The sequence below is a fragment of the Bradyrhizobium cosmicum genome (genome assembly GCF_032290525.1).
In the GTDB taxonomy this organism is placed as follows: Bacteria; Pseudomonadota; Alphaproteobacteria; order Rhizobiales; family Xanthobacteraceae; genus Bradyrhizobium; species Bradyrhizobium cosmicum_A.
Map to the genome: position 1 here is coordinate 87,141 of NZ_JASXTA010000006.1, position 14,049 is coordinate 101,189.

Sequence of the window (14,049 nt, forward strand, 5' to 3'; positions counted from 1 at the left end):
ATATTCGCGGGCAATGGGACGCGCTGCGGCGGAAAGCTCGCCCGCAAAGCAGAACGCGAGGTCGGTTAGCGTCCCCTGCTATTCGAGACGTCCCGTTCGGCGAAGACCCGGCTGACCTCCGCGACGTGCTCCTCGCCCCACGCGCAGAGCGGCACGAGAGCTTGGGCCAGACTGTGGCCCAACGGTGTGAGGCTATAGTCCACCCGCGGCGGCACCTCCTTGTGATCGGTACGCTTCACGAGGCCGTCGGCCTCCAGCTCCTTGAGCTGCTGGATCAGCATCTTGTCGCTGACGTCGCGCACGGCGCGCCGGAGCTCGCCGTAGCGGGTCGGGCCGTCCTGAGCGACGAAGTAGAGGATCAACGGCTTCCACTTGCCGGCGATGACCCGCAAGGTCGCGTCCAGGCCGCAGGTGAAGCCGGGCAAGGTCGGCGTGCAGCTTTGAACAGGTGGTGAAACCTGCGTCGGCGCGGTGGTGGGGTCTGAAAGATCTGACGACATTTTTGGGTACTTACCAAAAGGTGCATACTTGTCGATAGGTGGGTAGGCCGCCAGCTCAGTGCAACCTCAATGAAGGAGAGCACATCATGAGCAGACTACAAGGCAAGACGGCGGTGGTGACGGGCGGTGGAACCGGCATCGGACTTGGCGCCGCCAAACGGTTCATCGACGAAGGCGCGTTCGTCTACCTCTTCGGACGGCGGCAGGAGCCGCTCGACGCGGCCGTTGCGCAGCTGGGGTCCTCGGCGCGTGCCGTCAGGGGCTCGGTGACTGACATGTCCGACCTCGACAGGCTGTACGCAGCGGTGAAGGCCGAACGCGGCGGGCTCGATATTCTGTTCGCCAACGCCGGCACCGGATTGTTCGCACCGCTCGGCGAGATCACGGTCGAGCATTACGATCAGATCTTCGACGTCAACGTGAAGGGGCTGGTGTTCACCGTGCAGAAGGCGCTGCCGCTGATGAAGCAGGGGTCGTCGATCATCCTGACCGGTTCGAGCACGGGCGTGATGGGGACGCCGCAGTTCAGCATCTACAGCGCGACCAAGGCTGCGATCCGCAATCTGGCGCGCAGCTGGGCGCAGGACCTGCGCGGCACCGGCATCCGCGTCAACGTGCTGTCCCCGGGGCCGACCAAGACCGAGCTGGCGCTGGAGATCGTCGGCGAGGAAGCGTTCGATGCGCTCGGAAGCATGACGCCGATCGGGCGCGTGGGCGACCCGAGCGAGACGGGCGCGGTGGCCGCGTTCCTGGCGTCGTCAGACAGCAGCTTCATGACCGGCGGCGAGGTCTTCGTCGACGGCGGCCTGGCGCAGGTCTGAGGTTTTAGGCGTCTAGGCGTGAGGGCTTCGGTCATTCGATCGAAGCCCTTCATGCGTGGCCTAGATCCCCAACAGCTTCCTTGCGTTGGCCTTCAACACCTTCGGCCGGATCTCGTCGCGGATCTCGATCTTGGCGAAGTCCGAAAGCCAGCGGTCCGGCGTGATCACCGGCCAGTCCGAGCCGAACAGCATCTTGTCCTGCAGGATCGAGTTGATGTAGCGCACCAGGATCGGCGGGAAGTACTTCGGCGACCAGCCCGACAGATCGATGTAGACGTTCGGCTTGTGGGTCGCGACCGACAGCGCCTCTTCCTGCCAGGGGAAGGAGGGGTGGGCGAGGATGATCTTGAGGTCGGGAAAATCGGCCGCCACGTCATCCATGTACATCGGGTTCGAATATTTCAGCCGCATGCCCATGCCGCCGGGCATGCCGGAGCCGACGCCGGTCTGGCCGGTGTGGAACAGCGCGATCGCGCCGCCATTGTTGATCTCTTCGTAGAGCGGATAGGCCATGCGGTCGTTGGCGTAGAAGCCCTGCATGGTCGGGTGGAATTTGAAGCCGCGCACGCCGTATTCCTCGATCAGCTTGCGCGCCTCGCGTACGCCGAGCTTGCCCTTGTGCGGGTCGATCGAGACGAAGGGGATGAGGACGTCGAGGTGGTCGGAGGCGATCTCCAGCATCTCCTCGTTCTTGTAGCGGCGGAAGCCGGTCTCGCGTTCGGCATCGACCGGGAAGATCACCGCGGCGATGTTCTTGGAGCGGTAATAGGCCGCGGTCTCCGGCACGGTCGGCGGATGCTTGTGCGGCGACTTGAAATAGTCCGCCATCTGCGCCTGGAAATCGTCATAGCCGTCGTCGGGATGGGTGCCGCAGGGCTCTTCGGCGTGAGTATGGATGTCGATCGCGACGACGTCGTCGATATTGGGCAGCTTCAGCTTCGGCATTGGTTTCCTCCCGAGCGGTTGCCAAATTGATTATATGATATAACGAATTAGGCAAGGCATTGCTGGAGGCAAAACCGCCGTCCGCAAAAGTCGTTGCCGGGCCTGGCCGCGAATGGACAGATTGGGCCGATCCGGCCGCTTCTACTGTGCATGGGGTTGTTTTCAAGAATTTGCCGGGTGGGAGCGGGCCAGTTAACATTGACATGACCTCCCGCCATGCCTTAAGAACCGCCCCGTCCCGGGCGGTCGGTCCGCCAGCGGGGAAAATCTCATTTTGCCACATTCGCGCGTGCCGAAACGGTAGTGCCGAACACGGCCTTTCGAACGTTCAGGATTCCGCCATGAAGGTCCGTAACTCGTTGAAGTCGCTGCGCGGTCGCCATCGCGCCAACCGCCTGGTCCGCCGCAAGGGCCGGGTCTATGTGATCAACAAGGTGCAGCGCCGCTTCAAGGCTCGCCAGGGCTGATCCCTGCCGAGGGCTTTCGCGCGCCCCGCAAGACCACGGTTCACACGAGTTTGACGCCGCCTTTGCTTGGCAAGGGCGGCTTCGCGCGTTTAGACTTTGCCGATGGCAGTGAGATTCCCTTTCGCGCGCACCCTGTGCCTGGCCTTTGTTCTGGGAGCCACCGGCCTTGCGCCGGCACTGGCGCAGCAGATTGAGCCCCCGCCGCCGCCCGGCAAGCAGAAGAAGCTTCCGGAAGCGCCGGCCAAGCTGCCCAAGGTCGATCGCGGCAAGAATCTCGATTTCCTGTTCGGCGCGCTGAAGGCGGCGCCCGACGAGGCCAGCGCCAAGCATGTCGAGGCGCGGATCTGGGCGATCTGGATCCAGACCCCGAGTGATACCGCGTCGCTGTTGATGTCGCGGGCCAAGACCGCGGTCGACGCGCAGAAGATCAACATCGCGATCAAGCTGCTCGATTCGGTCATCAAGCTCAGGCCCGACTACATCGAGGCCTGGAACCGGCGCGCCACGCTCTACTACATGCAGAACGACTACGGCCGCTCGCTTGCCGACATCCGCGAGGTGCTGATCCGGGAGCCCCGCCATTTCGGCGCGCTCGCAGGTCTCGGCATGATCATGCAGGAGGTCGGCGACGAGAAGCGCGCGCTCGATGCCTATCGCAAGGCGCTCGCCGTCAATCCGCACCTCGAGAAGATCCCCGACCAGGTCAAGGCGCTGACGGAGAAGGTCGAGGGCCGCGATATTTAGCCTAGAACTCGATCCTATCTTGAGCGAACGCGGCGCCTCCGGATTAACCACGATCGGAAGCGCGGCATCTTGAGGACTATTGTCGGCGCCGCGACAAGCCTACCTGCATGGCAGGAGCATAGCCATGAAGCGCTTGATCTTTGCAGGTGTACTGCTGTTGGCGTCGGGAACGGCCAGTCTCGCCGACGGATTGTTCTGGGTGGTCGGCAACCGCGCCACCGGCAAATGCAGCATCGTGACCAGCAATCCCGTGATCATCGGCGACATCTGGTTCGGCGACGGTCCCTACAAGTCCAGGGCCGATGCCAAGCTCGCCCGCTCGACGATCCGCGCCTGCCCCGCCGTCACACCCGACGACGAAAAGGACGAGGACGGAACGAACTAGCCTGGACTTAGTGCAGGGCGCTGCCGCCGCGCTCAGCGAGGCCGCGATCGGCGGCTGCGGCGTAAGCCTTTGCAAGCTCCGTCTCGAGGTGCTCGTTGATCAGGAGCAGCGCGCGCACGGCGCCGCGCAAGTCGCCATTGCAGCGCGCCACGATCTCGTCGATCGCAGTGTCGTTGGATCTGAAGCTCATCGAGTTTCTCCGGTTCAAACCAGGACAAATCCTGCCGGCCTTTCCCGCATCCCCTGAGGTCGCGAGCAGGATCGGCGCCCACCCGCGACTAAATGGCGGAACCGACCGTGGCGATTATAAGGAAGCCGCGATGACGTCTGCATGAAGCTGGTCCGGGGCTTGCGCTGATCGGATAACAATATTGATTTCATTGAGGTTTTCAGTTTGGCAATTATGCACATATCCACAGCCCCGGCATTTGCGGTGGAAATACCGGAGCCGGCGGAGCGAAACTGCCGGCTGCAAGAACCGTAGCTGCGATGTGCCCTGGATTCCCCGGACTCTCTCCATGATCGTGATGTCAGTCGTGACGGCGCTGGTGCTGCTGGCGCTGGTCACGCAGGCCGGCGTCGTGGCCGTGCAACGTGCCTTTCCACCTCAGGGCCGGATGATCGAGGTCGAGGGTGCAACGCTCCACGTCGTCGACCTCGGCCCGCGCGATGCGGGCGTGCCGATCGTGATGCTGCATGGCGCGAGCTCCAATCTCGAAGCGATGCGACGCCCGCTCGGTGATCTCCTCGCCAGAGATCATCGCGTCATCCTAATCGATCGTCCGGGCCACGGCTGGAGCACGCGCGCGCGGCGGCAGGATTCGACGCCGCAGATCCAGGCGCGAATGATCGACGAGGCGATTCATAAGCTCGGGATCGATCGCGCGGTCTTTGTCGTGCATTCCTGGAGCGGCGCGCTCGGCGCGCGGATTGCGCTCGATCATCCGTCGCGCGTCGCCGGCCTCGTGATGCTCGCGCCCGTCACCCATCCCTGGCGCGGCGGCGTCGGCCGATACAACGAGATCATCGCAATGCCCGTGATCGGGCCGTTGCTCGCCTACACCATCACGCTGCCGCTCGGATATGCCGTCGCCGAGGCCGGCGCGCGCAGCGTCTTCCTGCCGCAAATCATGCCGGACGGCTTCGTGCAGGACTCCGCGACGCCGCTGCTGCTGCGTCCGCGTGAGTTCATCGCCAATGCCTGTGATCTGGTGACGCTGAAGGAAGCGGTGACCGCGCAAGCCCCGCGATACGGCGAGATCAGGACGCCGGTCACGATCATCGCCGGCGAGCCCGACAAGACCGTGAGGACCGACATCCACGCACGTCCCTTCGCCGCGACCGTGCCGAATGCAAAGCTCATCGTGCTGCCCGATCTCGGCCACATGGTGCAGAACGCGGTGCCGGATCTGGTAAAGACGGAGATCGAGGCGATGATCGATAAAATCGTCCTGGCGCAGGCGGCCGCCGACTAGCGGCCGCCCTCACGCGCCTACTGCTTGATCTTCCCGTCCTTGTCGAACTGCGCGATGAAGGCCCACAGATTGTTGATCTCGTTCTCGTTCTTGATGCCGGCGAACGCCATCTTGGTGCCGGGGATCTTGGCCTTGGGGTCCTTGATGTATTCCTTGAACGTGGCTTCGTCCCAGGTGATGCCGGAATTCTTGTTCGCGTCCGTGTAATTGTAGTCCGGCGCGCTACCGGATTTGCGGCCGTTGAGGCCGTTGAGCTCGGGGCCGACCTTGTTCTTGGCGCCTTCGCCGATCGCGTGGCAGGCCAGGCATTTGTTGAATGACGATTTGCCGGCCGCAACGTCCTGCGCCATCGCGGCGGATCCGGTGGCGGTTATGGTGAGGATCATCAATGCGCCAAAAGTCAGTTTTGTCATCGGGTGCTCTTCGTCTCTCTTCCCTGTGGGTCTAGGCCTGGCCCGTCTCTTGCCGGGTCGGCAAACGCCGGGCCTGCCGGTTTTGGCAGGCCCGCTCGGCTTGGACAAGCCACGAAAGCATGACAGGTTTCGTGATGTCCTACTTGTCTCAGAGCGAACTCGCCGAAGATCGTCGATCCGACTTTCGAATGGCCTACCCAAACCACCGCGGACGTGGTTGATTTGCCGCGATAAATTGATCGTGCGGCGTGAGCCGGAAGGATCGAGCCGGAAGGATAATGTATTGGCCATCATGATGCCTGCGAGCGACCAGGCCGTCCTCGCGCGCCGCGCCGAGATCGTGGCAGCATTGCGCGCAATCGTGCCCGGCGAGGGAGTGATCGATACGCCTGCCGAGATGCGGGCTTACGAATCCGACGGGCTGACGGCCTATCGGCAGCCGCCGATGGTCGTGGTGCTGCCCGATACGACCGAGCAGGTCGCGCTCGTCCTGAAATATTGTGCCGCCCAGGGAATCAAGGTGGTGCCGCGCGGCTCCGGCACGTCGCTATCCGGCGGCGCATTGCCGCTGGAGGACGGCGTGCTGCTCGGCCTCGGCAAGTTCAAGCGCATCCGCGAGATCGATTTCGACAACCGCGTCGTCGTCACCGAGCCCGGCGTCACCAATCTTGCCATCAGCCAGGCGGTCGCGCATGCAGGCTTCTACTACGCGCCCGATCCGTCCTCGCAGATCGCCTGCTCGATCGGTGGCAATGTCGCGGAGAATTCCGGCGGCGTGCACTGTCTCAAATACGGCATGACCACCAACAACGTGCTCGGTTGCGAGATTGTCCTGATGAGCGGCGAGATCTTGCGCATCGGCGGCAAGTCGCCGGAAAATGCCGGCTACGATTTGATGGGCGTCATCACCGGTTCTGAAGGCCTGCTCGGCGTCATCACCGAGATCACGGTGCGCATCCTGCAGAAGCCGGAAACGGCGCGCGCGCTGATGGTCGGCTTTGCGCAGGTCGAGGCGGCCGGCGAATGCGTGGCGCGCATCATCGGCGCCGGTATCATTCCCGGCGGCATGGAGATGATGGACAAGCCGGCGATCCACGCCGCGGAGGCCTTCGTCCATGCCGGCTATCCGCTCGACGTCGAGGCGCTCCTCATCATCGAGCTCGACGGTCCCAAGATCGAGGTCGACGAGTTGATCACGCGCGTCGAGACCATTGCGAATGCCTGCGGCTCCACCACCTGCCAGATCTCGACCTCGGAAGCCGAGCGCAATCTGTTCTGGGCGGGCCGGAAAGCTGCATTCCCGGCGGTGGGCCGCATCTCGCCCGACTATCTCTGCATGGACGGCACCATTCCGCGCGGCGCCCTGCCGAAGGCACTCGCCCGTATCCGCGATCTCTCGGAGAAATACCAGCTCGGCTGCGCCAACGTGTTCCACGCCGGCGACGGCAACCTGCATCCCCTGATCCTCTACGATGCCAACAAGCCCGGCGAGATCGAGCGCGCCGAGGCCTTCGGCGCCGACATCCTGCGTGCCTGCGTCGAGTTCGGAGGCGTCCTCACCGGCGAGCACGGCGTCGGCATCGAGAAGCGCGACCTCATGCCGGAGATGTTTTCCGAGGTCGACCTCAACCAGCAGCAGCGGCTGAAATGCGCCTTCGACGCGCAGGGCCTGCTCAATCCCGGCAAGGTGTTTCCGACGCTGCACCGCTGCGCCGAGCTCGGCCGCATGCATGTCCATGCCGGCAAGCTGGCGTTTCCGGATATTCCGCGGTTCTAGCGTCGCCTCGCTGCAACGCGCCAAATTTGATTTTCGCTGCAAACTTCGTTACCCGCTACAGGCGTGGATACGCTCAAGGTCAGAGACGCCAAAGACGTCGAAGAGGTGGTGCGCGCGGCGATTGCGAATGAGCAGCCGCTCGAGATCATCGGTCATGGCAGCAAGCGCAGCATTGGCCACGTTATGGCGACCAACGCCGTGCTCGACGTCTCCGCACTGAATGCCGTCACCTCGTATGAGCCGAATGAACTCATCGTGACGGTCCAGGCCGGCGCGCCGCTGGCCGACGTGCTGTCGCTGATCGATGCCAAGAACCAGCAATTCGCCTTCGAGCCAATGAACACGGCGCCGCTGCTTGGCATGCCCGCGGCAGGCACGATTGGCGGCATGATCGCCGCCGGGCTCGCCGGTCCGCGGCGGATCAGGGCGGGCGGGGCGCGCGATCATCTCCTGGGGGCGCACGCCGTCTCCGGTTTCGGCGACAGCTTCAAAACCGGCGGCAAGGTGGTGAAGAACGTCACCGGCTACGATCTCTGCAAGCTGCTGGCGGGCTCCTGGGGCACGCTGTCTGTCATGACCGAGGTCACGCTGAAGGTGATGCCGAAGCCGGAGGCCGAACGAACCCTGCTGCTGCGCGGGCTCGACGACGCCGTCGCCAACAAGGCGATGACCGCCGCGCTGGGCTCGCCCTTCGACGTTTCAGCCGCCGCGCATCTGCCGAAATCGGCGTTCCGGGCCAGGACGGACGGGCTTGGCGATATCGCGGGTCAGGGCGAGGCGCTGACCGTGCTGCGGCTCGAGGGCATCGCGGCGTCCGCCGCGCATCGTGCCGGCTCGCTGCGCGAATTGCTGGCGCCGTTCGGAACCGCGACGCTCGTCGAGGACGTGGCGTCTGCGGCGCTGTGGGCCACGATCCGCGACGTGCTGCCGTTCGCGGCCGGCGGCGCGCTTGGTGCATGGCCGGTGTGGCGGATCGTCTGTCCGCCGGCATCAGGCGCGGCGCTCGGCACGCAATTGGCGCGTGAGACCGGCGGCGACGTGATCTACGATTGGGGCGGCGGGCTGATCTGGGCGGCGCTGCCACCGAAGCCGGACGCGCATGCGCCCGCCGTGCGCCAGCGTGCCGATGCCGTCGGTGGGCACGCCACGCTGATCCGCGCGGCCGAGGACGTCAGGCGCATAGTGGACGTGTTTCATCCGCAGTCGCCCGGGATTGCCGGGTTGAGCGAGCGGGTCCGCGCCAGCTTCGATCCAAAGACCATTCTCAACCGGGGACGGCTGACGCGGGGCGCTCGCTGAATGAAGACCGAATTCTCTCTCGCGCAGCTCGCCGACCCGGATATCGCGGAAGCCGACAAGATCCTGCGCGCCTGTGTCCATTGCGGCTTCTGCACTGCAACCTGTCCGACCTATGTGCTGCTCGGCGACGAGCTCGATAGCCCGCGCGGCCGCATCTATCTGATCAAGGAGATGCTGGAGAAGGACCAGACCCCGACGGCCGAGGTGGTCAAGCATATCGACCGCTGCCTGTCGTGCCTGGCCTGCATGACGACCTGCCCCTCCGGGGTGAACTACATGCATCTCGTCGATCAGGCCCGGGTCAGGATCGAGCAGCGCTATCGGCGGCCGCTGACCGAGCGGCTGCTGCGCCGGGTGCTCGCCTTCGTCCTGCCGGACCCGCAGCGCTTCCGCTTCAGCATGTGGCTGGCGCGGCTCGCCCGTCCCCTGGCGGTGTTGCTGCCGACGCCGCGGCCCTCAGCCACGCCCGGCCTGATTTCGCGCCTCAAGGCGATGCTGGCGCTGGCGCCGGACCGGCTGCCGTCGCCGGGGCCCGCCGCCGGCATTGTGTTCGCAGCGCTCGGCAAGAAGCGCGGCCGGGTCGCGCTGTTGCAAGGCTGCGCCCAGCAGGTGCTGGCGCCGCGCATCAACCAGGCCGCCATCAGTCTGCTCACCCGCCATGGCATCGAGGTTGTCCTGGTCAGGGACGAGCAATGCTGCGGTGCCCTGACCCATCATCTCGGCAACGACCAAGATGCGCTGGCGCGGGCCCGCGCCAATGTCACGGCGTGGCGTGCGGAGGCGGCCGGCGAGGGGCTCGACGCTATCCTGGTGACCGCGTCCGGCTGCGGCACGGTGATCAAGGACTACGGCTATCTGCTGCGCGAGGATCAAGCCTTCGCGGCCGATGCCGCGAAGGTCTCCGCGCTCACCAAGGACATCACCGAATACGTCGCCGGTCTCGGATTGGAGCAGGTCGCACGGCAAGACAATGTCGTCGTTGCCTATCACTCCGCGTGTTCGTTGCAGCACGGGCAGAAAATCACGAGCCTTCCGAAAGAATTGCTTTCCAAGAATGGATTCGTGGTGAAAGATGTGCCGGAGAGCCATTTGTGTTGCGGTTCGGCGGGGACCTACAACATTCTCCAGCCCGAGCTTGCGGGCAGGTTGCGCGATCGCAAGGTCGCCAACATCGCAAGCGTCAAGCCGGACATGATTGCCGCGGGCAATATCGGCTGCATGGTGCAGATTGCCAGTGGCACGTCAGTTCCGGTCGTACACACGATTGAGCTTCTCGATTGGGCTACGGGCGGGTCGCGGCCGGCATTGAACACGCAAGGCTGAGCTTTCGAAGATTGAGCTTTCGAAGGCCGAGCTTTCATCCGGAGGTGACGGCTGAAGACGCCCGATCGACCATTGTTCGGCGGCAACAGGAGGACCACGATGGCGAAAGCGAAGAAGAAAAAAAGCAAGAAGGCCAAAAAGGCCAAGAAGGTTGTAGCGGCGAAGAAGACCGCGAAGAAGGCAGCCAAGAAGTCCGCGAAGAAATCCGCGAAGAAGTCGGCGAAGAAGGCCGCCTCGAAGAAGGCTGCCAAAAAGACTGCGAAGAAGACCGCTAAAAAGTCGGCCAAAAAGGCTGCCAAGCCGGCTGCACCGAAGAAGGCCGCGAAGAAAGCGGCACCGAAGAAGGCGAAGGCAGCTCCCGCGCCGAAGCCGTCAGCGCCGGCGGCCGCTCCGGCTCCCGAGCCTGCCGCCGAGACGAGCTGGGCGATGCCTTCGTCTTCTGCGGAATCGACATCGGCCGAGGGGCAGGGTTAGGACCGCCCCAACGACACGAGCGACAGCAAGGAAGGCCGCGGCGGTGACGCTGCGGCCTTTTTGCATCAGTGCAGGCGGCCGAGGGAATCGCACCTTTTACGCTGGTATGATTCGTAGCGCAGTGTGGGGTCCCGTATTTGTGCGGGTGGCTCTGTGCACTTTGGAGTGCAAAAAAATGTGATCCAGAAGCAACACAGGCTGACAGACTTTCGTGGAATCGCCAGAACGCCTAAAAAGTCGGCAGATGCCCGCGTTTTTTGCTTCACGGTTTGCACCCCTCCATACAGATTGTCGCAGTAACGCAATTTTGCAGATAGGTCGTACTCCCCCGGGGGGCTTCCGGGAAACCGACTGGGTAAGAACTGGTGATGGGGATCGAAATGAAAAAAGTGGCTTTGTTGGCAACGGCGCTGGCAATGGTGACGGGTTCGGCTTTCGCGGCAGACATGCGTGTGAAGGCATTGAAGGCTCCGCCGCCGCCCGCCTTCGACCCCTGGGACGTCGCCTTCGGCGGCGCGATCATGAGCGACTACGTCTTCCGCGGTATCACCCAGTCGAACCACAAGCCGTCGGTCGCGGCTTATTTCGAGCCGCGCTACAATGTCACCAAGGACCTCCAGCTCTATGTCGGCGTGGCCGGTGAGAGCATCTCCTTCCCCAACCGCGCCGCGGCCGAAATCGACATCTACGGCGGTATCCGCCCGACCTTCGGTGCGTTCGCCTTCGACATCGGCGTGTGGGGTTACCTGTATCCGGGCGGCACCTGCTATTTCGGCGGCACCGGCATCGACTTCGCTGGCGTGGACCATGGCGCTGGCTGCGCCGAGAAGGCTCTCCTGAACACCAACGTGATCAAGAAGGACCTGAGCTTCTTCGAAGTTTACGCCAAGGGCACCTACACGGTGAACGACAACTGGTCGTTCGGCTTCACCGAATACTACACGCCGAGCTATCTGAATTCGGGTGCCTGGGGCAACTACGCTTCGGTCGTCGGCAAGTACATCGCGCCCCCCACGATCTTCGGCGCCAGCGGCGTCGGCATGTATGTGTCGGGTGAGTTCGGTCGTCAGTGGCTCGGCACCTCGGACAGCTTCTATGGCGTTCTGGCCTTCCCGAACGGCATCAAATATGCCGACTACAACACCTGGAACGTCGGCATCGGCTTCACCTACAAGGTCGCCACGCTGGACCTGCGCTACTCCGACACCAACCTTTCCAAGGGGGATTGCAACGCCTTCACCAGCGACTTCGCGGCTCGCGGCAACATCAGCGCTTCGAGCGGCACCTATCTGACCCCGATCAATCCGTCGGGCGTCGGCTCCAACTGGTGCGGTGCGACCGGCATTGCCAAGCTGTCGTTCGACCTGACGGCGATGAGCAACCTGAAGTAAGTTTCTTCCCGAAGAGACTTGACGAGGGCGGCAGGGCAACCTGCCGCCCTTTTGCTTTGGGCGCATCCGTCATGGCCGGGCTTGACCCGGCCATCCACGCGTATCCCGAGGTTCACAAGTACGTGGATGCCCGGGACAAGCCCGGGCATGACGAGTTTGCGGAGCAGCCGTTCAAGCCACTGATCCCCCGCTTCACTCAGCGCGCCGCGCTCGGCTCCTTCTCGGCCGGCGCGCCGCCGTCACCGAGAACGTGGATATCGCCGCGCTTCGCCATCGTCACCTTGCGGGTGTGGAAGGCGTCGAGGGTCGAGCGGTGCCCGATCGAGACGAGGGTGGCCTGTGGCAGCCTCTCCGCCAGCAATCGGTACAGCCGGGCCTCGGACGGCTCGTCCAGCGACGCCGTGGCTTCGTCGAGGAACAGATAGTCCGGCACATGCAGCAGCGCGCGCGCAAGTCCGAGGCGCTGCTGCTCGCCGAGCGACAGCATCCGATTCCAGTGACCGTCCTCGTCCAGCCGCTTGGCGAGCCCGGGCAGCTCGACCGCAAGCAGCGCATCCCGGATATCGGCAGCCTCGAATGCGCCCGGGGCGGCAGGATAAACCACGGCATCGCGCAACATACCGACCGGGAAGTAGGGACGCTGCGGCAGCATCATCAGCTTGGCTCTCTCGGGAATGACGATCGTGCCGGTGCCGAACGGCCAGATGCCGGCGATGGCGCGGAACAGCGTCGACTTGCCCGAGCCCGAAGGGCCGGTCACCAGCACCCGTTCCGGCGCCTGGATCGAAAACGCGTCGGCAGCGACCAGCGGTGTGCCGTTCGGCAGGTTCACGCAGAGCTCCTCGAGGCCGATATTCCGGCTGCCGCCAGCCTCGAGGGCGATGGCCGGTTCATGCGCCGGCAGGTGCGCGGCGGAATCGACCGACATCTCGAAGCCGTCGAGACGGGCGACGATCGAGCGCCATTCCGCGAGCGACCGGTACGCCGTGACGAAAAACGAGAGCGCGCCCTGCACGCTGGAGAAGGCGGAGGCGGTCTGCATCATGTCGCCGAGCTGGATCTTCTTGGCGAAGAAAGCAGGCGCCACCAGCACGTAGGGAAAGATCACGGCGGCCTGCTGATAGCTCGCGGTGAACGCGGTAAGACGCTTGGTCCGGCTCATGATGGCGTACCAGTTGCCGATCACGAAGCCGAAGCGATCCAGCAGGCGGCTGCGCTCGGCACCTTCGCCCTTGAGCAGCGCGATCTGCTCGGAATTCTCGCGGACGCGGACGAGGTTGAAGCGGAAGTCGGCCTCGTAGCGCTGCTGCTCGAAATTGAGATTGACCAGCGGGGCGCCGATCCAGTGCGTCAAGGCGGTGCCGAAGATCGCGTAAACCAGCGCGCCCCAACACAGATAGCCGGGGATCATGAGATCGCTGCCGAACAGGTGAAGCGGCGCGGCGTTCGAAAGTCCCCAGAGGATGATCACGAAGGAGAACAGCGTCACGATCGACGAGAGCAGGCCGAGCCCGATGGTCAGGGTCTGCTCGACGAAGTTCTTGACGTCCTCGGTGATGCGCTGGTCCGGGTTGTCGGCTGCATCGCCCTTGAGCTGCATGCGGTAATGGGTGGCGCCTTGCAGCCATTCGCCGAGATAGTGCCGGGTCAGCCATTGCCGCCAGCGGATCTGGAGCCACTGGTTCAGGTACAGCTTGTAGACCGCGAGCGCGATGAAGGCGGAGGCGAGGCCGATGAAAATCCAGATCTCCCTGACGAAACTATCCCAGTCGCTCGCCTGCAGCGAGCTGTAGAACCGGTTCTGCCATTGATTTACCAGGACATCGATCGCGACCAGCGCCAGCTCCATCGCGATGACGGCGGCGAGCAGGCCGCGGCCGGCCCATTTATCCTCCGACCGGAAATAGGGGGCGGCGATTCGCCAGACGATCGCGAGCGTGGCGCTGATGTTCTTCACAGAGCTCTGTCTCCAGGGGGATATGCACAAATGCCCGGAGCCGAATGGCTCGGGCAATGGCGGAAATGGGCGCGCTTA

At 64.0% G+C, this 14,049-nt stretch carries 15 protein-coding genes; 10 read left to right on the forward strand and 5 right to left on the reverse strand.

The features are described 5' to 3' along the window. Positions 1–65: 65 nt before the first annotated feature. Positions 66–425, reverse strand: a complete 360-nt coding sequence (locus QSV46_RS13045) for a helix-turn-helix domain-containing protein (protein ID WP_314951995.1) — start codon at positions 423–425, stop codon at positions 66–68. 161 nt (positions 426–586) lie between these two features. Between QSV46_RS13045 and QSV46_RS13050 the strand changes: the two genes are divergently transcribed. Next, the gene (locus tag QSV46_RS13050) at positions 587–1,321 is read left to right on the forward strand and encodes an SDR family NAD(P)-dependent oxidoreductase (RefSeq protein WP_314951195.1); all 735 of its coding nucleotides are present in this window, start codon (positions 587–589) and stop codon (positions 1,319–1,321) included. 60 nt (positions 1,322–1,381) lie between these two features. On the opposite strand, the gene QSV46_RS13055 is transcribed toward QSV46_RS13050, so the two are convergent. After that, on the reverse strand, positions 1,382–2,266 hold the full coding sequence (locus QSV46_RS13055) for an amidohydrolase family protein (RefSeq protein WP_027565452.1): 885 nt from the start codon (positions 2,264–2,266) through the stop codon (positions 1,382–1,384). Between the two features lie 341 nt (positions 2,267–2,607). Here QSV46_RS13055 and ykgO point away from each other — a divergent pair, with 341 nt between their 5' ends. The 3 genes from ykgO (at position 2,608) to QSV46_RS13070 (ending at position 3,862) form a co-directional block, all read left to right on the forward strand. Beyond that, on the forward strand, positions 2,608–2,733 hold the full coding sequence (ykgO, locus tag QSV46_RS13060; RefSeq protein ID WP_006611362.1) for a type B 50S ribosomal protein L36: 126 nt from the start codon (positions 2,608–2,610) through the stop codon (positions 2,731–2,733). A gap of 102 nt (positions 2,734–2,835) precedes the next feature. Then, positions 2,836–3,477, forward strand: coding sequence for a tetratricopeptide repeat protein (locus tag QSV46_RS13065; protein ID WP_314951293.1), 642 nt, complete (start codon positions 2,836–2,838; stop codon positions 3,475–3,477). Between the two features lie 124 nt (positions 3,478–3,601). Beyond that, the gene (locus QSV46_RS13070) at positions 3,602–3,862 is read left to right on the forward strand and encodes a hypothetical protein (RefSeq protein WP_314951296.1); all 261 of its coding nucleotides are present in this window, start codon (positions 3,602–3,604) and stop codon (positions 3,860–3,862) included. A 7-nt stretch (positions 3,863–3,869) separates the two neighbouring features. Here the strand turns inward: QSV46_RS13070 and QSV46_RS13075 are convergent, their stop codons facing one another. Then, entirely contained in the window at positions 3,870–4,052 is a 183-nt protein-coding gene (locus QSV46_RS13075) for a hypothetical protein (RefSeq protein ID WP_314951299.1), read from the reverse strand. A 328-nt stretch (positions 4,053–4,380) separates the two neighbouring features. Between QSV46_RS13075 and QSV46_RS13080 the strand changes: the two genes are divergently transcribed. Beyond that, the gene (locus tag QSV46_RS13080) at positions 4,381–5,337 is read left to right on the forward strand and encodes an alpha/beta hydrolase (RefSeq protein WP_314951301.1); all 957 of its coding nucleotides are present in this window, start codon (positions 4,381–4,383) and stop codon (positions 5,335–5,337) included. A 17-nt stretch (positions 5,338–5,354) separates the two neighbouring features. On the opposite strand, the gene cycA is transcribed toward QSV46_RS13080, so the two are convergent. Then, positions 5,355–5,750, reverse strand: a complete 396-nt coding sequence (gene cycA / locus QSV46_RS13085) for a cytochrome c-550 CycA (protein ID WP_314951304.1) — start codon at positions 5,748–5,750, stop codon at positions 5,355–5,357. 283 nt (positions 5,751–6,033) lie between these two features. Between cycA and QSV46_RS13090 the strand changes: the two genes are divergently transcribed. The 5 genes from QSV46_RS13090 (at position 6,034) to QSV46_RS13110 (ending at position 12,014) form a co-directional block, all read left to right on the forward strand. Then, positions 6,034–7,527, forward strand: a complete 1,494-nt coding sequence (locus QSV46_RS13090; RefSeq protein WP_314951306.1) for an FAD-linked oxidase C-terminal domain-containing protein — start codon at positions 6,034–6,036, stop codon at positions 7,525–7,527. Between the two features lie 63 nt (positions 7,528–7,590). Continuing rightward, entirely contained in the window at positions 7,591–8,826 is a 1,236-nt protein-coding gene (locus tag QSV46_RS13095) for an FAD-binding protein (RefSeq protein ID WP_314951309.1), read from the forward strand. After that, the gene (gene glcF, locus QSV46_RS13100) at positions 8,827–10,149 is read left to right on the forward strand and encodes a glycolate oxidase subunit GlcF (RefSeq protein WP_314951312.1); all 1,323 of its coding nucleotides are present in this window, start codon (positions 8,827–8,829) and stop codon (positions 10,147–10,149) included. 99 nt (positions 10,150–10,248) lie between these two features. Next, the gene (locus QSV46_RS13105; protein WP_314951313.1) at positions 10,249–10,623 is read left to right on the forward strand and encodes a histone; all 375 of its coding nucleotides are present in this window, start codon (positions 10,249–10,251) and stop codon (positions 10,621–10,623) included. Between the two features lie 380 nt (positions 10,624–11,003). Further along, positions 11,004–12,014, forward strand: coding sequence for a TorF family putative porin (locus QSV46_RS13110; protein WP_314951315.1), 1,011 nt, complete (start codon positions 11,004–11,006; stop codon positions 12,012–12,014). Positions 12,015–12,210: 196 nt separating this feature from the next. Here QSV46_RS13110 and QSV46_RS13115 read toward each other — a convergent pair whose 3' ends face one another. Then, on the reverse strand, positions 12,211–13,971 hold the full coding sequence (locus QSV46_RS13115; protein WP_314951317.1) for an ABC transporter ATP-binding protein/permease: 1,761 nt from the start codon (positions 13,969–13,971) through the stop codon (positions 12,211–12,213). Positions 13,972–14,049: the final 78 nt, after the last annotated feature.

Excerpts from the sequence above, each read along its gene's own strand:
- QSV46_RS13050 (WP_314951195.1), top strand. The coding sequence starts at position 587 with ATGAGCAGACTACAAGGCAAGACGGCGGTGGTGACGGGCGGTGGAACC.
- QSV46_RS13055 (WP_027565452.1), bottom strand. The coding sequence starts at position 2,266 with ATGCCGAAGCTGAAGCTGCCCAATATCGACGACGTCGTCGCGATCGAC.
- ykgO (WP_006611362.1), top strand. The coding sequence starts at position 2,608 with ATGAAGGTCCGTAACTCGTTGAAGTCGCTGCGCGGTCGCCATCGCGCC.
- QSV46_RS13065 (WP_314951293.1), top strand. The coding sequence starts at position 2,836 with ATGGCAGTGAGATTCCCTTTCGCGCGCACCCTGTGCCTGGCCTTTGTT.
- QSV46_RS13070 (WP_314951296.1), top strand. The coding sequence starts at position 3,602 with ATGAAGCGCTTGATCTTTGCAGGTGTACTGCTGTTGGCGTCGGGAACG.
- QSV46_RS13075 (WP_314951299.1), bottom strand. The coding sequence starts at position 4,052 with ATGAGCTTCAGATCCAACGACACTGCGATCGACGAGATCGTGGCGCGC.
- QSV46_RS13080 (WP_314951301.1), top strand. The coding sequence starts at position 4,381 with ATGATCGTGATGTCAGTCGTGACGGCGCTGGTGCTGCTGGCGCTGGTC.
- cycA (WP_314951304.1), bottom strand. The coding sequence starts at position 5,750 with ATGACAAAACTGACTTTTGGCGCATTGATGATCCTCACCATAACCGCC.
- glcF (WP_314951312.1), top strand. The coding sequence starts at position 8,827 with ATGAAGACCGAATTCTCTCTCGCGCAGCTCGCCGACCCGGATATCGCG.
- QSV46_RS13105 (WP_314951313.1), top strand. The coding sequence starts at position 10,249 with ATGGCGAAAGCGAAGAAGAAAAAAAGCAAGAAGGCCAAAAAGGCCAAG.
- QSV46_RS13110 (WP_314951315.1), top strand. The coding sequence starts at position 11,004 with ATGAAAAAAGTGGCTTTGTTGGCAACGGCGCTGGCAATGGTGACGGGT.